The organism is Mycolicibacterium sp. MU0050, assembly GCF_963378085.1.
Classification (GTDB): domain Bacteria; phylum Actinomycetota; class Actinomycetes; order Mycobacteriales; family Mycobacteriaceae; genus Mycobacterium; species Mycobacterium wendilense.
In genome coordinates this window covers 664,566-681,518 of record NZ_OY726395.1, presented here as the reverse complement: position 1 = coordinate 681,518, position 16,953 = coordinate 664,566, and the positions used below count along the sequence as shown (strand labels likewise).

Below are 16,953 nucleotides of genomic sequence, written 5' to 3'. Positions count from 1 at the left end.
CCGCATCCGTAGAGTTGACGTGTGACAGCCGTTCCCGTTCCCGTCCCCGACACCCACCCCGACGCCGGCGCGATCTGGCATTACGGCGACCCGCTCGGCGAGCAGCGCGCCGCGGCCACCGAAGCCGTCGTGGTGGACCGATCCCACCGCGGCGTCCTGCAGTTGTCGGGGCCGGAGCGGCAGAGCTGGCTGCACACCATCTGCACGCAGCACGTCGCCGAGCTGCCCGACGGCCACAGCACCGAGAACTCCAGCCTGGACGGCCAAGGCCGGGTGGAGGACCACTGGCTGCAGACCGAGCTGGGTGGCCTGACCTATCTGGACACCGAGCCGTGGCGCGCCGAGCCGCTGCTGTCGTACCTCACCAAGATGGTGTTCTGGTCGAAGGTGGAACCCGCGACCGCCGACCTGGCGGTGCTGTCGCTGATCGGCCCGCGGCTCGATGATGCGGCGGTGCGCGAGGCCCTCTCCGTGAGCGAGCTGCCGGCGACGATGACCGCGGTCGCGCTGCCCGACGGCGGATTCCTGCGCCGCATGCCCAGCACCGACGGCGGCCCCGTGGAACTGGACCTGGTGGCGCCGCGCGCCGACAAGGAGAGCTGGCTGACGCGCCTCGAGCGGGCCGGCGTCCGACGGGCCGGGGTGTGGACCTACGAGGCGCACCGCGTCGCGGCGGTGCGGGCCCGACTGGGCGTCGACACCGACGACCGCACCATCCCGCACGAGATCGGCTGGATCGGTGACGCCGGTGTCGGGGCCGTCCACCTCGACAAGGGGTGCTACCGGGGCCAGGAGACCGTGGCGCGCGTCCACAACCTGGGCCGGCCGCCCCGGATGCTCGCGCTGCTGCACCTCGACGGCTCGGCCGATCGCCCTGAGACGGGGACGCCGCTGACCGCCGGGGGCCGCGCGGTCGGCCGGCTCGGCACCGTCGTCGACCACGTGGATGAAGGTGTGATCGCGCTGGCGCTGCTCAAGCGCGGCCTGCCCGCCGACACCGAACTCGTCACCGGCGGTGACGTGGCCGTGCAGGCCCGCATCGACGCCGATTCGCTCCCGCCGGCCGACACCGCCGGCGCCGGGAAGGTCGCGGTGGATCGGCTTCGCGGCCGTTCCGGATGACCCTCGACGCCCGACGTCACGGCCCTACCGGCACTCCGCGACCGAGCACGGTAAGCTGGTCGCAGGAAAATACACACACTCAGATCGGAGCCGCCTGCAATTGGGCCGCTCCGTTATTGCGCGAGGGGGTTCCCCCATGGGCCGCGGCCGGGCTAAGGCAAAGCAGACCAAGGTTGCTCGAGAGTTGAAATACAACACTCCTCAAACGGACTTCGAGCGTCTTCAGAAGGAGCTGGCAGGGTCGTCCGACAGTGATGACGACCTCGCCGACGACCGCTGGAGCGATGAGGACAGCTGGCGGCGCTGAGGCGCCGTCCACCTCTCCCCCTGAACCGCCGCCCCACCCGCGCTAGAACCTCGGGTGCAGGCCCACCAACTTCGCACGTTGGGCGTCCTTCTTGCCCTTCTGCACGGTGCCCAGGACCCAGCAGTTCAGGTGGCGGGCGGTCAGGATCGCCAGCGCACGATCGGTGTCCTCCGGGGCGACCACGGCGACCATGCCGACGCCCATGTTGAACGTCTTCTCCATCTCGGCCCGCTCGATGCGGCCGCGCTGCGCGATCATCCCGAACACCGGTGCGGGCGTCCAGGTTCCACGGTCGAGTTCGGCGACCAACCCGGGTGGCATGACGCGTTCCAGGTTGCCAGCCAAGCCGCCGCCGGTGACGTGACAGAACGTGCGCACCTGCGTCTCGGCGGCCAGCGCCAGGCAGTCCTTGGCGTAGATCCGGGTGGGCTCCAGCAGTTCCTCGCCCAGCGTGCGGCCGAACTCCTCGACGTGCCCGGCCAGGTTCATCCGGTCGATCTCCAGCAGCACCTTCCGGGCCAGCGAGTAGCCGTTGGAGTGCAGCCCGGAGGAGCCCATGGCGATGATCACATCGCCGGGCTTCACCCGCTCCGGGCCCAGCACGTCGTCGGCCTCCACCACACCCACGCCGGTGGCGGAGATGTCGTAGTGGTCGGGCGCCATCAGCCCGGGGTGTTCGGCGGTCTCGCCGCCCAGCAGCGCGCAGCCGGCCTGCACGCAGCCCTCGGCGATGCCGGCGACGATGGCCTGCACCCGCTCGGGCACGGTCCGGCCGACGGCGATGTAGTCCTGCAGAAACAGCGGTTCGGCGCCGCAGACCACGAGGTCGTCGACGACCATCGCGACCAGGTCCAGGCCCACCGTGTCGTGCTTGTCCATCGCCTGCGCGACGGCCAGCTTGGTGCCCACCCCGTCGGTGGAGGAGGCCAGCAGGGGCTCCCGGTAGTCGCCTCGCAGGGCGAACAGCCCGGCGAAACCGCCGATGCCCCCGCGCACCTCCGGACGGGTTGCCCGGGCCGCGAGCGGCTTGAACAGTTCTACGGCGCGGTCGCCGGCCTCGATGTCGACCCCTGCCGACGCATAGGAAATGACATCAGCAGCCACGGGGTCTTGAGCACGATCGATCATCGACGCTCAATCTACCGGGCGGGTCCCCCGGCCGTCCTCCGGCTGTACTCCGATGGCCGGATTCCTCCGCCCTTCACTCCGCAAGCTCCGCGAACCGCTGCGTCGTCCGGCGGACTCCGATGGCCGGATTTCCGCCCGGTCAGGGCCGACGTAGCGCCGACGCGTTGTCGTTGTCGGCCTGCACGGCACTCACGGCGGGACTGCCGGTGCGTGCGGTGTTGGCCAGCATGTGTTCGATGACGTTCTTGCCCAGCGCCGTCTCGCTGGGCAGCTCGATGGGGTAGACCCCGTCGAAGCAGGCGCAGCACAGCCGGGAGGCCGGCTGCTCGGTGGCGCTGACCATCCCGTCGAGCGAGATGTACCCGAGGGTGTCGGCCCCGACCGCGTGCCGGACCGCCTCGAGCATGTCGACCTGCGTGCCCTCGGCGGCGGCGTTGGCGATCAGCTCGGCCGGGGAGGCGAAGTCGATGCCGTAGAAACAGGGCCACTTCACCGGCGGCGACGCGATGCGCACGTGCACCTCGACCGCGCCGGCCTCCCGCAGCATCCGGATCAGCGCGCGCTGGGTGTTGCCCCGCACGATCGAGTCGTCGACGACGATCAGGCGCTTGCCGCGGATCATCTCGCGCAGCGGATTGAGTTTCAGCCGGATACCGAGCTGCCGGATGGTCTGCGACGGCTGGATGAAGGTGCGGCCCACGTAGGCGTTCTTCATCAGGCCCTGGCCGAACGGGATGCCGGATTCCTGCGCGTACCCCACGGCCGCCGGGGTGCCGGATTCCGGCACGCCGATGACCAGATCCGCATCGATGGGCATCTCCCGCGCCAGCTGGCGTCCGATGTCCACCCGGGCGGAGTGCACCGAGCGGCCCACCAGGGTGCTGTCCGGCCGGGCCAGGTAGACGTATTCGAAGACGCAGCCCTTGGGGGTCGGGTTGGCGAACCGCGACGAGCGCACGCCGTCGGCGTCGATGGCCAGCAGCTCACCGGGCTCGATGTCACGGACGAAGGAGGCGCCCACGATGTCGAGTGCGGCCGTCTCGGAGGCCACCACCCAGCCGCGGTCCAGGCGGCCCAGCGCCAGCGGCCGGACGCCGTAGGGGTCGCGCGCCGCGTACAGCGTGTTCTCGTCCATGAAGGTCAGGCAGAACGCGCCGCGCACGGTGGGCAGCAGTTCCAGGGCGGCCTGCTCCAGGCTGGAGTCGGCGGCACCGTGCGCCAGCAGCGCGCCCAAGATGTCGGAGTCGGTGGTGGCCGCGGGTGCGCCGCGCATGTCGATCAGGCCGGCGTCGCGGGCCCGCGCGGCCAACTCGGTGGTGTTGACCAGGTTGCCGTTGTGTCCCAGCGCCACGCCGGTACCGGCGGTGGTGTTGCGGAACACCGGCTGGGCGTTCTCCCAGGTGGTCGAGCCGGTGGTGGAGTACCGGCAGTGGCCGACGGCGACGTGGCCCTCCATGGCCGCCAGGGTCTGCTCGTCGAAGACCTGGCTGACCAGACCGAGGTCCTTGAAGACCAGGACCTGCGTGCCGTCCGCGACGGCGATGCCGGCGGCTTCCTGGCCGCGGTGCTGCAACGCGTAGAGGCCGTAGTAGGTGAGCTTGGCGACTTCCTCGCCGGGGGCCCACACACCGAATACGCCGCATTCTTCGCGGGGGGCGTTCTCGAGTTCGATCGGTTTGTCGGTCACGTTGCGGGCTGCTCCCTGCGGCGGGGTGGGTGACGGGGTTCAGTCTACGGCTCCCCGCCGGCCAGTAAAGCCATCCAGGCCCGATTAATTGCAGGCCAGGCAGATTACGGTGGGCAATCTCACATCCTCGGGCCGCGCAGGCGCGGGCCACAGCCGCCCGTCCGCCTCCGGGCCGCGGCCGCTCCCCAAAGTTTCGTCGCCGCGAAACACGTTGCCCACCAGAGCATTTCTCGGTGCCGGCGAGAATATTCGATTGCGCCGCGCCGCGGCACCCGGCATCGTGGCGCCCATGCGGGGGCGCCGCGGGACATCGGTCGACAGCAGGGAGGTTTCGATGCGCACGGCCCACACCGATCCCGTCGACCCGTCAGCAAACACCGATGGCGACGGCGCGCCGGCCGTGCCCTGGCGATCCGTCACCCGCGTCGCCTTCCGGTTCTGCTTCGTCTACTTCGGGCTGTTCTGCTTGCTGTTCGCGCAGATCACCTTCGCGTTCACCGGCGCGTTCGCCACGCTGCTGCCCGACCCCGCGGTGCTGTGGCAGCTGATGCTGCTCGACCCGATCCTGAGCTGGGTCGCCCGCACGGTCTTCGGGGTGGATGCGCAGCTGCGGCTCGACTCCGGCAGCGGCGACCAGGCCGTCATCTGGGTGCTGGTGTTCTGCTTGTTGGTCGTCGCGGTGCTCGCGACGACGTTGTGGTCGCTGGCGGACCGGCGGGTCGAGTACATCCGGCTGCACGCCTGGTTCCTGGTGTTCCTTCGACTCTGCCTGGGTGGGCAGATGTTGTTCTACGGCATGGCCAAGCTGATCCCCACCCAGATGCCCGCGCCGGCGCCGAGCGCGCTGCTGCAGTCGTACGGGGAGCTCAGCCCGGCCTCGGTGCTGTGGCTGCAGGTCGGTAGCTCGTATCCCTACGAGATGGTGCTCGGCGGCGTGGAGGTGCTCGGCGGGCTGCTGCTGTTCTTGCCGCGCACCGCGACGCTGGGCGCCCTGATCAGCGCAGCGAGCATGGCCCAGGTGTTCATCCTGAACATGACGTTCGACGTACCGGTCAAGATCCTGTCGCTGCACCTGCTGCTGGTGAGCCTCGTGCTGCTGGCGCCGCAGCTGCCGCGGCTGGCCGACCTGTTGGTGCGGCAACGCCCGGCAGCGCCGGCCACCCAACCCCCGCTGTTCGACTCGGCCCGCGCCAACCGGATCGCCGCGCGGGTCCAGGTCTCGCTGGGCATCTGGGTGCTGGTCGGCACAGCACTGATCAGCTGGGGCCAGTGGCGCGACCACGGCGGCGGCAGCCCGAAACCGGAGTTGTACGGGATCTGGACGGTCTCCGAATTCGTCCGGGACGGCGCCGTCGCGCCGCCCTTGACCACCGACAAGCACCGCTGGCAACGGTTGGTGTTCGACACGGCCGAGGTCGCGGCGATCCAGCTGATGGACGGGCGGCTGCAGCCCGCGCAGGCGGCCCTCGACCTCGAAGCCCAGCGGTTGCAGCTGGACGGGGGCCAGTCCGGCACGTTCACATTCACCCGGGCCGGCGAGGATCACCTACATCTACGCGGCACCCTGGCCGGTCAACAGGTCGCGATGACGTTGCAGCGCACCGACCCCGCCGACTTCACCCTGCTCAACCGGGGCTTTCACTGGGTTCAGGAGTATCCGTACTTCCGCTGACCACCGGTAGCCATTGGGCGATCTCTCCGGCGCGCGGGCCCGACAACGTCAACCTGCCCGCGTCCGCGGCCGCGGCCACGCCCACCAGTCCGGTCGCCAGCTGCAACCACGTCCGCGGATCGGTCTCCACCACGTTGGGCGGGGTGCCGCGGGTATGGCGCGGGCCCGCGATGCACTGCACCGCGACGAACGGCGGCACCCGCACCTCCACCGACGCGCCCGGCGCCACCGCCGCCAGGGTCCGCGCGGTCAGCCGGACCGCGTCGGCCAGTTCGGCGCGCGCCGGCGCGGGCGCGGCGCTCTCGTCGCGCAGCCAGGCGGCGACCGCGGCGACAGCGGCGCGGGTCTTTGTCGGATCAGCACTGCGACGGGCGGCCATACCCTAGGTTCTCAAACCATGGCCGGGGCAGGGGAACTGCGCGCCTCGACGCGGCGGACGCTCGGCGCGGCGTTGGCAGTGCTGGTACTGCTGGTGGCCGCGGCGGGCTACGGCCAGTTCCGCGGCGCGTTCACCTCGACGAGCCGGCTGACGCTGCAGGCCGACCGCTCCGGGCTGGGTCTCGATCCGGGCGCCAAGGTGACGTTCAACGGGGTGCGGATCGGCCGGGTCGGCGCCGTACAAGCGGTGCCCGCGGACGGGGCCACCGAGGCCGAGCTGGTGCTGGACCTCGAGCCGCGTTACGCCGCGATGCTGCCGGGCAACGTCGTCGCCGACATCACCGCCACCACCGTGTTCGGCAACAAGTACGTGGCGCTGACGTCCCCGGAAACACCTACCGCTCAACGCCTTCCGCTGGACCAACCGATCCGCGTCGAGTCCGTCAGCACGGAATTCAACACTTTGTTCGAGACCATCATGGCGATCTCGGAGCAGGTGGACCCGGTGCGCCTGAACGCGACACTGTCCGCCCTCGCCGAGGGCGTGACCGGGCTGGGCAGCCGGTTCGGCGCCGCGCTTGTCGACGGCACCACCATCCTCGACAACGTCAATCCCCGGCTGCCCCGATTACGTCACGACACCGCCCGGCTTGCCGATCTCGCCGACGTCTACACCGCGGCCGCACCGGACCTATGGGCCGCCCTGGACGCCACGGCGACCACGGCCGCGACGGTGAACAGGCAGCGGGACGCGCTGACCGCGGCGCTGCTGGGTGCGGTGGGATTCGGCCAGACCGCCACCGAGGTGTTCGAGCCCGCCGGCCCCTACCTGGTGGCCGGCGCCCGCGATCTGGTGCCGACCGCCCGGGTCCTCGACGAGCACAGCCCGTCGCTGTTGTGCACGCTGCGCAACTACGCGCAGGTCGCGCCGCGGGTCGCGGGCGCGCTCGGCGGCAACGGCTATTCGCTGAACAGTTCCAGCGGCGGCGGCGTGACCGGAGCCGAACCGCCCTACATCTATCCCGACAACCTGCCGCGGATCAACGCCAAGGGCGGGCCCGGTGGCCGGCCCGGCTGCTGGCAGTCGATCACCCGCGAGCTGTGGCCGGCGCCCACCCTGGTGATGGACACCGGCGCCAGCATCGCGCCCTACAACCACCTCGAGCTGGGCAGCCCACTACTCGTCGACCACGTGTGGGGCCGGCAGGTGGGCGAATACACCATCAACCCGTGACCGTCGGCACCGCTAGCCCGTCCAGGAGGACTCCGAGTCGTCCACGCCGACCGTCTGCTCCATCGCGCCGCGAATCCGCTCGGTGTCCGCCGCGGTCCAGTCCGGCGGCGCCGCGACGGCCACCCAGCCGTCCAGAATGACGTTGTCGTAGTTGTGGCCGTGCCCGGCCGGCATCTCCGAGGCGTTCAGCATATCGGCGCCCACCTGGGAGAACGTCACAAACGGGTACCACCGCATGGCCGCGGTGCGGTCCTGCCCGCGCGGTTCGACCAGCCAGTCCGGGCGGGAGAGCAGCAGATCCGGCGACCACCACACGATCGGGTCCGAGGCATGCTGCAGGAACAGCACCTTGGTGTCATCCCACGGGCCGGCGGTGTCGCGGGCCACCTGGGCGGGGTCGCCGCCCTGGGAGAACCGGACCGTGCGCCCGTTGTCGTAGCGCGGCGCGACCTCCGTGGTGTGGGGGTCGCGACGCTCGATCAGCGCCCGCCACAGCGGGCTGGCCTGCGGCGGCCCGACCCACAGCACCGAATCGAAGCCCATCAGCGCGATGTCGGGTAGATACCCGAAGGCGCTCTGCCCCGCCATCGAGCCCAGGCTCTCGCCGTACAGCATCAACTTGGGCCGCTGCGATTCGGGCACCTTGGCCCAGCGGTCGTGCACGGCACCGATGAGCATCTGGCCCGACCGCATCGACGTGTGCTGATCACCGAGGAAGGAGATCCAGCTGGGGAGATACGAGTACTGCAGCGCCACGATGGCGGTGTCGCCGTTGTACATCAGCTCCACGGCCCGCGCCGCAACGGGATTGACCCAGCCGGTCCCGGTGGTGGGGACGATCACCAGGGCCTCGCGTTCGAATGCGTCGGTGCGGTGCAACTCGCTGAGCAACACCGCCAGCCGGGCCTCGTCGGTGTCGGCGGTCTGCAGACCGACGTAGACCCGGATGGGCTCCTTGGCCGCGGCACCGTTGATCCGGGTCAGCTCGGCCGCGTCCGGCCCGCCGGCCACGAAGTTGCGTCCCTGATAGCCCAGGGAATCCCAGGACGCGAAAGACGCTGGGCTGCCGGACTTCTGCGGTTCCGACGGCTGCTCGACGCCGTCGCGGGTGGCGGTGTTCTGCGGCTGGAACACCCGGCTGGCCCCGGCGAGGAAGCCGCGCAGCAGGACACCGTTGATCAGCGTGACGAGCAGGATCACCACCACCGCGGTCCCGATGAACTGCGCCACTTCACCATTGAGCCGCCATCGCCGGATCAGCATCCGCGCAACCAGTTTGGTGAGGTCCAGCAGCACCCGGGCGACGGCGACCAGCACGATCGCAACCGCCGCTGCGACCACCAGGGTGCGCGTGTAACCGAGCACGCCCGGGCCTTCGATACCCATCAACTCGGACACCTGGCGCTGCCACCCGGCTGCCGGCACCACCATGAGCACCGACGCGGCGATCGCGACGCCCACCGTCACGACCTTCAACGCGGTCTGCGCGCGCGACGACGGCGGCCACCAGGTACGACCGCGTAACACGAAGCGGCACAACCCTTTACCCAGAAGCACGCCGAGGCCGTAGCCGAGCGCGGCGTTCATGCCGCCGATCAGCCCGGCGAACTGCCAGCTGCGCGGCAGTAGCGACGGCGTCAGCGACAAACAGAAGAACAGGGTGCCGATCGCAATGCCGGTGAAGTCGAGCCGCAGCAGCCCCCAGGCCCACAGCACCAACGAGCGGGGGCCGTTGTGCTCGACAGGGCGGGTCATTACGCCACGGTCATCCGAACAACTTCGGGAGTACGCCCTCCCACGTCGACCTCAATTCGGTCAGCGGGACGGTGAACTGGCCCTGGACTTCGACCGCGGCCTCCTCGCCGGGGACGCCGGTGTCCACCACACCGATCCGGACCGCGGGCAGTCCGCGCGCCTCGCACATTGCGCGGAACCGGCTCTCCTCGGTACGGGGCACCGCCACCAGCACCCGTCCGGACGACTCGGAGAACAGCAGCACAAAGGGGTCGGCGTCCTCGGGAAGCAGGATGCGGCAACCGGTTTCGCCGGCCAGCGCGGATTCCACCACCGCCTGGATCAGACCGCCCTCGGACAGGTCGTGAGCCGCCGAGACCAGTCCGTCCCGGGAGGCCGCCGTCAGCACCTCGGCCAGCAGTTGCTCGCGTGCCAGGTCGACCCGCGGCGGAACGCCGCCGAGGTGATCGGCGGTCACCTGCGCCCAGATCGAGCCGTCGAACTCGTCGTGGGTGTCGCCCAGCAGGAACAGCGTCTCGCCCGGCTCGGTGCCGAAACCGGTGGGGATGCGCCGCGTGACGTCGTCGATGACTCCGAGCACGCCGACCACGGGGGTGGGCAGGATGGGCGTCGCGCCGGTCTGGTTGTAGAAGCTGACGTTGCCGCCGGTCACCGGGATACCCAGGGCCGCACAGCCATCGGCGAGGCCGCGCACCGCCTGGGAGAACTGCCACATGACGCCGGGGTCCTCCGGCGACCCGAAGTTGAGGCAGTTGGTGACGGCGACCGGGGTGGCACCGGTGACCGCGACGTTGCGGTAGGCCTCGGCCAACGCGAGCTGCGCTCCGGTGTAAGGGTCCAGTTGGGTGTAGCGGCCCGAGGCGTCGGTGGAGATGGCGACGCCGCGCCCGGTCTCCTCGTCGATCCGCAACACGCCGCCGTCGGCGTGCTCGGCGAGCACCGTGTTGCCGCGGACGTAGCGGTCGTACTGCTCGGTGATGAACGCCCGGCTGCACAGGTGCGGGCTGCCCAGCAGCTGCAGCAGCGTCGCGCGGAGTTCGGCGCCGGTCTGCGGCCGGGGCAGGTTCTTGGAGCTGTCGGCGACCAGCGCATCCTGGCTCTCCGGGCGCTGGACCGGACGCTCGTACACCGGGCCCTCGTGGGCGACGGTCCGCGGCGGCACGTCCACCACGGTCTGCCCGTGCCAGGTGATGTGCAGACGGTCGCCGTCGGTCACCTCACCGATGACGGTCGCCAGCACCTCCCATTTGCGGCAGACTGCCATGAACGCCTCGACGTTCTCCGGGGCCACCACGGCGCACATGCGTTCCTGCGACTCGCTGGACAGCACCTCGGCCGGGGTCATGTTGGCCGCGCGCAGCGGCACCTTCTCCAGTTCGATGGCCATGCCACCGTCCCCGGCGGAGGCCAATTCGGAGGTGGCGCAAGACAATCCGGCACCACCCAGGTCCTGGATGCCCACCACCAGACCGGCGGCGTACAGCTCCAGGCAGCACTCGATGAGCACCTTCTCCATGAAGGGGTCGCCCACCTGCACCGCGGGCAGTTTCTTCCGTCCCGACCCGGATTCATCGCCCGAGAAGGTCTCCGAGGCCAGCACCGAAACTCCGCCGATGCCGTCGAGCCCCGTGCGCGCGCCGAACAAGATGATCTTGTTGCCGGTGCCCGAGGCGAAGGCCAGGTGCAGGTCCTCCTTGCGCAGCACGCCGACACACAGCGCGTTGACCAGTGGGTTGCCGGCGTAGGACGCGTCGAAGACGGTTTCGCCGCCGATGTTCGGCAGACCCAGCGAGTTGCCGTAGCCGCCGATGCCGCGGACCACGCCGTCGACCACGCGGCGGGTGTCAGGGGCGTCGGCCGCGCCGAAGCGCAGCTGATCCATCACCGCGACCGGTCGCGCGCCCATCGCCATGATGTCGCGGACGATGCCGCCCACGCCGGTGGCCGCGCCCTGGTAGGGCTCCACATAGGACGGGTGGTTGTGGGACTCGACCTTGAAGGTGACGGCCCACCCGTCGCCGATGTCGACGACGCCGGCGTTCTCGCCGATGCCCGCGAGCATCCCGGCCCGCATCTCGTCGGTGGTGGTCTCACCGAAGTAGCGCAGATGCACCTTGGAGGACTTGTAGGAGCAGTGTTCGCTCCACATCACCGAGTACATGGCCAACTCGGCGTCGGTGGGGCGCCGGCCCAGGATCTCTCGGATGCGCTCGTACTCGTCGTCCTTGAGCCCTAGCTCGCGGAACGGCTGCGGTTGATCTGGGGTGGCCGCGGCCAGCTCGACGGTATCGACGGCGGGGACTTCAGAGCTGAGACCGGTCTTCACGGCCACAGTCTAGTAAGCCGTGGCGAGGCGGGCCTGCCGCCCGGGTTCAGCCCGCGGCCAGGCAGAACGCATTCCCGTCGGGATCGGCGAACACCACCCAGTTGAATTCGTCGCCGAAGTTGTGCCGGCCCGTCTCGACCGCGCCCAGGGCCACCAGCCGGGAGACCTGACTTTCCAGGTCGTCGCCGGTAGCGAGGTCGACGTGCACGCGGTTCTTTCCGGGCGTCGGATCATCGACCCGCTGAAAGCCCAGCCGCGGCCCGGACGCCGGCACCACCATGACGAACTCGCCGGGCATCACCGGTTCGACCGTGCTGTCGAGAGCCTCGGCCCACCAGCGGGCCAGCCGATCGGGGTCGAGGGTGTCGAAAGTGATCATCTCGATGCCGATCGCCATGGCCCGACTCTAGCGGCGGCCGCCGTCGGAGGCAGATATTCGGGACCGGTTCGGCCGCCCCGGATCCGCACTTTTGTCGTCGCGTTGTCGGCAAACCGGCCCGCGCCAGTTGTTTAGCTGACACGATTCAGGGGACCCCCAATGTGAACAGCTCGTAACATTTTGAAGGGATTCGCATGCGAAACACGACCAAGAAGGTAGCGGCAGTCTCGGCCCTTTCCCTGGGATTTGCCCTGGTAGGCGCCGCTTGTGCCAGCGAGGACGCCGACGACACCGCGGCCACCACCACGACCACCGCCGCCGAGGTCACCGAAGAGACCACCACCACCACGGAGGCGGAAGCCACCGAAACCGGTACCACCATCCCCGGCGCCGACGGCACCGAATACGTCGTCTCCGGCGCGATCCTGGAGAAGTGGCAGACCCTCGACGCCACCGCGCAGGAGTCGCTCGGCGCGCCGACCGGCGAGCAGCAGACCAACACCGACGGCGGGGTCTACCAGCAGTTCGATGACGGCGTGATCATCAGCTCGGAGGCCGGCTCCTTCGTGGTCTGGGGCAAGATCCGGGACAAGTGGAACGAACTGGGCGGTTCGCAGGGCGACCTCGGCTACCCGACCAGCGACGAGACCACCAACGCCGAGGGCCAGAAGCAGACGACGTTCCAGAACGGCACCGTCACCTGGACCGAGGGCCAGGAAGAGGCCGTCGTGGTGGAGGGCGCCCCCGCGGAAAGCCCCGCGCAGGAGCCGGCGCCCGCCCCCGGACAGTAACCCCGGGCGGGTAGGTCAGCCCGGTACCAGGAAGGCCCGCAGCGCGGCGGCGTACGCGGCGACGTCCGCGGCGCCCATCAACTCCCGGGCCGAGTGCATGGCCAGCTGCGCCGCACCGACATCGACGGTAGGGATGCCGGTGCGGGCAGCGGTCATGGGGCCGACCGTCGACCCGCAGGGCAGGTCGGCGCGATGCTCATAGCGCTGCAACCGAACCCCGGCCTGCCGACACGCCAGTTCGAAGGCGGCCGCCGTGCGGCCATCGGTGGCGTAACGCAGGTTCGGCTGTACCTTCAGCACCGGGCCGGCGTTGACGGCAATGGAATGCCCCGGCTCGTGGCGGTCGGGATAGTTGGGGTGCGTCGCGTGCGCCATGTCGCCGGAGGCGACCATCGAACCCGCCGTGCGCCGCAGGAAGTCCTCCCGCCCGCCACCGGCCGCGAGCACGATCCGCTCCAAGACGGTGACCAGCAGCTCGGATTGGGCGCCGTGATCGGACGTCGAACCCACCTCCTCGTGGTCGAACAGCGCCAGCACCGGGATGTGCGAGCCGGGGGTGGCCCCATCGGCGCCAACGTCCAGCAATGCCTCCAGCCCGGCGTAGCAGGTGGCCTGGTTGTCCAGCCGCGCGGCGCTGACGAACTCCGCGTCGGCGCCCCACACCACCGCCGGGGTCAGGTCATGGGTCATCAGGTCGAATCCCAGGACGTCCCCCGGCGCGACGCCGGCCCGCTCGGCGACGAAGTCGACGAATGAGGCCGGGGCATCGCCGAGCGCCCAGACACCGTTGACGTGGCGCTGCGGGTCCAGCTTCAGCGCGGCGCGGTCCTCGGCGAGGTGGATGGCCAGCTGCGGCACCCGCAGCACCGGTTCGTCGAGGCGCACCAGCGGATGCTCGATGCCGGCGGCGGTGCGCACCGATAGCCGACCGCTGATCCCCAGGTCGCGATCCAGCCACGAGTTCAGCCATACGCCGCCGTACGGCTGCAGCGCGACTACCCGCCAGCCCGCCACCACGCGGTCCGGGTTCTGCTTGACCCGCAGGTTCGGGCTGTCGGTGTGGCCGCCGATCACCCGGAACGGACGGTCGGGGGCGCCGGTGCTGTCCCACGCCACCAGCGAACCGGCGCGCACGGTGAAGAACCGGCCTGCCGCGGGCCAGGCGTCGGCCTCGGCCAGTTCGGTGTACCCGGCGGCGGTCAGTCGCTGCGCAACAGTGACGCAGACATGGAACGGCGACGGCGACGCGTCGATGAAATCACAGAGACCTTCGGCACTCGCGGACATGAGTCCATCTTCGCCGCTGCCCGCCGGCGCGACGACCACCGGTCCTGATTCGGCCACTTCTGGCGCCACTCGTACCTCGTGGCGTCCGTCGTGACGCTAGGGTCAACCCGTGGCCAACCCTCGACCGCAACCCATCCTCACTCCCCTCACCCCCGCCGCGATCTTTCTGGTCGCCACCATCAACGACGGCGCCGAGGCCGCGGCTCAGGTCTACGGGGCGCTCGGGGAGATCCTGGGTTTGGCTCCGGCCATCGGATTTCGAGTGCCGTCGTCGAATCTGAACCTGGTCATCGGGATCGGCTCGGCCGCCTGGGACCGGCTGTTCGACGGACCGCGCCCGAACAAGCTGCATCCGTTCATCGCGCTCGACGGCGGCACTCATCAGGCCCCATCGACCCCCGGCGACCTGTTGTTCCACATCCGCGGCGAGTCGATGGACGTGTGCTACGAAGTCGGCGGCCGGGTTCTGGCGGCGATGTCCGGCGCAGTGACCGTGGTCGACGAGGTCCACGGCTTCCGGTTCTTCGAGATGCGCGACCTGCTCGGATTCGTCGACGGCACCGAGAATCCCGACGGCGCGGACGCGGTGGCCGCGGCCCTGATCAGCCCGGACAGCGGGGAAGACCCCGTCTTTCACGGGTCCAGCTATGTGCACGTGCAGCGCTACATCCACGACATGGTGGGCTGGAATGCGTTGAGCGCCACCGAACAAGAGCTGATCATCGGCCGCACCAAGCTCGACGACATCGAACTCGACGACGCGGTCAAGCCGGCCAATTCCCATGTCGCGGTGAACACCGTGCACGACGAGGACGGCAACGAACTGCAGATCGTGCGGGCCAACATGCCGTTCGGCACGCTGGGTGACGGCAGGTCGGGCACCTACTACATCGCCTACGCCGCCGACCCGGACGTCACCGAGCGGATGCTCCGCAACATGTTCATCGGTGACCCGCCGGGGAACACCGACCGGATCCTGGAGTTCTCCATCGCCGAGACCGGTGGCCTGTTCTTCGTTCCCAGCGCGGACTTCCTCGAAGATCCGCCGCCCCTGCCGGGCTCCGGCGCCGCAGCGGAAGTGCCTGCGGCGCAGGACGTCACCGATCCGGCACCCCATTACCACGGCACACTCGCGATCGGCAGCCTGAAAGGACAACCTCGATGAACAACCTCTACCGCGAACTGGCACCGGTCACCGACGCCGCCTGGGCCGAAATCGAATTGGAGGCCACCCGCACCTTCAAGCGCAACGTCGCAGGGCGCCGCGTCGTCGACGTCAGCGGGCCAGGCGGACCGACGGCCGCCGCGATCAGCACCGGACACCTGCTGGACGTCACCGCGCCGGCCGACGGGGTGCAGGCGCACCTGCGGGAGGCACGGCCGCTGGTGCGGTTGCGGGTGCCGTTCACGCTGCGGCGCATCGACATCGACGACGTCGAGCGGGGTTCGCAGGACTCCGATTGGGATCCGGTGAAGGACGCCGCCAAGAAGTTGGCGTTCGTCGAGGACCGGGCGATCTTCGAAGGCTACGAAGCGGCGTCGATCACCGGGATCCGAAACGGCAGTTCCAACCCGGCCTTGGCGCTGCCCGCCGATCCGCGGGACATGCCCGACGTGATCGCGCAGGCGCTCACCGAACTGCGGCTGGCCGGCGTCGACGGCCCGTATTCGGTGCTGCTGTCGGCGGACAACTACACGCTGGTCAGCGAGACCACCGTCGGGGGCTATCCGGTGCGGGAGCACCTCAGCCGGCTGGTCGACGGCGACATCATCTGGGCGCCCGCCATCGACGGCGCATTCGTTTTGTCAACGCGCGGCGGCGATTTCGATCTACAGCTGGGCACCGACGTGTCCATCGGCTACCTGTCCCACGACACCGAGACGGTGCAGCTCTACCTGCAGGAGACCATGACGTTCTTCTGCTACACCGCCGAGGCCTCGGTCGCGCTCAGCCCGTAGCGGCCAGCACCGAGTCCAGCGCCGAGTAGAAGATGCCGAGCCCGTCGTCCGACGGGCCGGTCAGCGCCTCGGTGGCGTGCTCGGGGTGCGGCATCAGCCCGACCACCCGGCCGTTGGCCGAGGAGATCCCGGCGATGTCGCGCTGCGAGCCGTTGAGATTCTCCACGTAGCGGAACACCACGCGGCCCTCGCCCTCGAGCTCGTCGAGCACGGCGTCGCTGGCCACGTAGCGGCCCTCACCGGACTTCAACGGCACCAGGATCTCCGCGCCCGGCTCGTACCGGGTGCTCCAGGCGGTGGTCGTCGAGTCCACCCGCAGCCACACGTCGCGGCAGATGAAGTGCAGCCCGACGTTGCGGGTCAGCGCGCCGGGCAGCAGGCCGGCCTCGCACAACACCTGAAAGCCGTTGCAGATGCCCAGGACCGGCAGACCGTTCTCGGCGGCCTTGACCACCTCGCCGAGCACGGGCGCGAATCGCGCGATGGCGCCGGCGCGCAGGTAGTCGCCGTAGGAGAAGCCGCCGGGAACGATCACCGCGTCGACCCCCTTGAGGTCGGCGTCGGCGTGCCACAGGCTCACCGACTCGGCGCCGACCGCCCGCACGGCCCGCGCGGCGTCGACGTCGTCGAGCGTGCCGGGGAAGGTGATGACCCCGATCCGCGCGGTCATGAGGGCTCCCGGCTGATCGTCCAGTCCTCGATCACGGTGTTGGCCAGCAGCGACTCGGCGATCTGGGCCAGCGTGTCGTCGTCGACGCTGTCGTCGACCTCGAGCTCGAAGCGCTTGCCCTGCCGTACGTCCGTCACCCCGGCATGGCCGAGCCGACCGAGCGCACCGACAATCGCCTGGCCCTGCGGGTCGAGGATCTCGGCCTTGGGCATCACGTGCACAACCACCCGGGCCACGCGCGACTCCTTGATCATTGAG

General features: G+C 70.0%; 16 protein-coding genes. 7 read left to right on the top strand and 9 right to left on the bottom strand.

Annotation, left to right across the window (positions count from 1 at the left end):
• The first annotated feature begins 21 nt into the window (after positions 1-21).
• Positions 22-1,122, top strand: a complete 1,101-nt coding sequence (gene ygfZ / locus R2K23_RS03150; RefSeq protein WP_316514192.1) for a CAF17-like 4Fe-4S cluster assembly/insertion protein YgfZ — start codon at positions 22-24, stop codon at positions 1,120-1,122.
• 136 nt (positions 1,123-1,258) lie between these two features.
• Positions 1,259-1,429: a DUF3073 domain-containing protein gene (locus tag R2K23_RS03145; protein ID WP_316514190.1), complete on the top strand. Its 171-nt coding sequence runs from the start codon at positions 1,259-1,261 to the stop codon at positions 1,427-1,429.
• Between the two features lie 42 nt (positions 1,430-1,471).
• Here R2K23_RS03145 and purM read toward each other — a convergent pair whose 3' ends face one another.
• Together purM and purF are read right to left on the bottom strand one after the other, a co-directional pair.
• Positions 1,472-2,557, bottom strand: coding sequence for a phosphoribosylformylglycinamidine cyclo-ligase (purM, locus tag R2K23_RS03140; RefSeq protein WP_316514189.1), 1,086 nt, complete (start codon positions 2,555-2,557; stop codon positions 1,472-1,474).
• A 139-nt stretch (positions 2,558-2,696) separates the two neighbouring features.
• Positions 2,697-4,244: an amidophosphoribosyltransferase gene (gene purF / locus R2K23_RS03135; RefSeq protein WP_316514187.1), complete on the bottom strand. Its 1,548-nt coding sequence runs from the start codon at positions 4,242-4,244 to the stop codon at positions 2,697-2,699.
• A 334-nt stretch (positions 4,245-4,578) separates the two neighbouring features.
• Here purF and R2K23_RS03130 point away from each other — a divergent pair, with 334 nt between their 5' ends.
• Positions 4,579-5,916, top strand: a complete 1,338-nt coding sequence (locus R2K23_RS03130; protein ID WP_316514185.1) for a DoxX family protein — start codon at positions 4,579-4,581, stop codon at positions 5,914-5,916.
• On the opposite strand, the gene R2K23_RS03125 is transcribed toward R2K23_RS03130, so the two are convergent.
• Entirely contained in the window at positions 5,870-6,295 is a 426-nt protein-coding gene (locus R2K23_RS03125; RefSeq protein ID WP_316514183.1) for a sterol carrier family protein, read from the bottom strand. The two genes, R2K23_RS03130 and R2K23_RS03125, sit on opposite strands and share 47 nt — an antisense overlap.
• A gap of 18 nt (positions 6,296-6,313) precedes the next feature.
• Here R2K23_RS03125 and R2K23_RS03120 point away from each other — a divergent pair, with 18 nt between their 5' ends.
• Positions 6,314-7,528 (top strand): MCE family protein, encoded by a 1,215-nt coding sequence (locus tag R2K23_RS03120; RefSeq protein WP_316514181.1) that lies wholly within the window; start codon positions 6,314-6,316, stop codon positions 7,526-7,528.
• Positions 7,529-7,540: 12 nt separating this feature from the next.
• On the opposite strand, the gene R2K23_RS03115 is transcribed toward R2K23_RS03120, so the two are convergent.
• From R2K23_RS03115 to R2K23_RS03105, 3 genes are read right to left on the bottom strand one after another with little or no spacing between them, the layout of a single operon-like run.
• Entirely contained in the window at positions 7,541-9,283 is a 1,743-nt protein-coding gene (locus tag R2K23_RS03115; RefSeq protein WP_316514178.1) for an alpha/beta hydrolase, read from the bottom strand.
• Positions 9,284-9,293: 10 nt separating this feature from the next.
• A complete protein-coding gene (gene purL / locus R2K23_RS03110) occupies positions 9,294-11,609 on the bottom strand; it encodes a phosphoribosylformylglycinamidine synthase subunit PurL (protein ID WP_316514176.1) in 2,316 nt (771 codons plus the stop codon).
• A 46-nt stretch (positions 11,610-11,655) separates the two neighbouring features.
• On the bottom strand, positions 11,656-12,006 hold the full coding sequence (locus R2K23_RS03105) for a VOC family protein (RefSeq protein ID WP_316514174.1): 351 nt from the start codon (positions 12,004-12,006) through the stop codon (positions 11,656-11,658).
• A 176-nt stretch (positions 12,007-12,182) separates the two neighbouring features.
• Here R2K23_RS03105 and R2K23_RS03100 point away from each other — a divergent pair, with 176 nt between their 5' ends.
• Positions 12,183-12,779: an LGFP repeat-containing protein gene (locus R2K23_RS03100; RefSeq protein WP_316514172.1), complete on the top strand. Its 597-nt coding sequence runs from the start codon at positions 12,183-12,185 to the stop codon at positions 12,777-12,779.
• Between the two features lie 15 nt (positions 12,780-12,794).
• Here the strand turns inward: R2K23_RS03100 and R2K23_RS03095 are convergent, their stop codons facing one another.
• Complete coding sequence (locus R2K23_RS03095) at positions 12,795-14,066, bottom strand: M18 family aminopeptidase (protein ID WP_316514170.1); 1,272 nt, start codon at positions 14,064-14,066, stop codon at positions 12,795-12,797.
• A gap of 109 nt (positions 14,067-14,175) precedes the next feature.
• On the opposite strand from R2K23_RS03095, the gene R2K23_RS03090 reads away from it, so the two are divergent.
• Together R2K23_RS03090 and R2K23_RS03085 are read left to right on the top strand one after the other, a co-directional pair.
• The gene (locus R2K23_RS03090) at positions 14,176-15,231 is read left to right on the top strand and encodes a Dyp-type peroxidase (RefSeq protein ID WP_316514168.1); all 1,056 of its coding nucleotides are present in this window, start codon (positions 14,176-14,178) and stop codon (positions 15,229-15,231) included.
• Positions 15,228-16,025: a family 1 encapsulin nanocompartment shell protein gene (locus tag R2K23_RS03085; protein WP_316514165.1), complete on the top strand. Its 798-nt coding sequence runs from the start codon at positions 15,228-15,230 to the stop codon at positions 16,023-16,025. The genes R2K23_RS03090 and R2K23_RS03085 overlap by 4 nt, the downstream gene beginning before the upstream one ends.
• Here R2K23_RS03085 and purQ read toward each other — a convergent pair.
• Both purQ and purS read right to left on the bottom strand, forming a co-directional pair.
• Positions 16,015-16,695: a phosphoribosylformylglycinamidine synthase subunit PurQ gene (gene purQ, locus R2K23_RS03080; RefSeq protein WP_316514163.1), complete on the bottom strand. Its 681-nt coding sequence runs from the start codon at positions 16,693-16,695 to the stop codon at positions 16,015-16,017. The genes R2K23_RS03085 and purQ overlap by 11 nt on opposite strands.
• Entirely contained in the window at positions 16,692-16,931 is a 240-nt protein-coding gene (gene purS / locus R2K23_RS03075) for a phosphoribosylformylglycinamidine synthase subunit PurS (protein WP_316514162.1), read from the bottom strand. Before purS ends, purQ begins: the two co-directional genes overlap by 4 nt.
• Positions 16,932-16,953 lie beyond the last annotated feature (22 nt).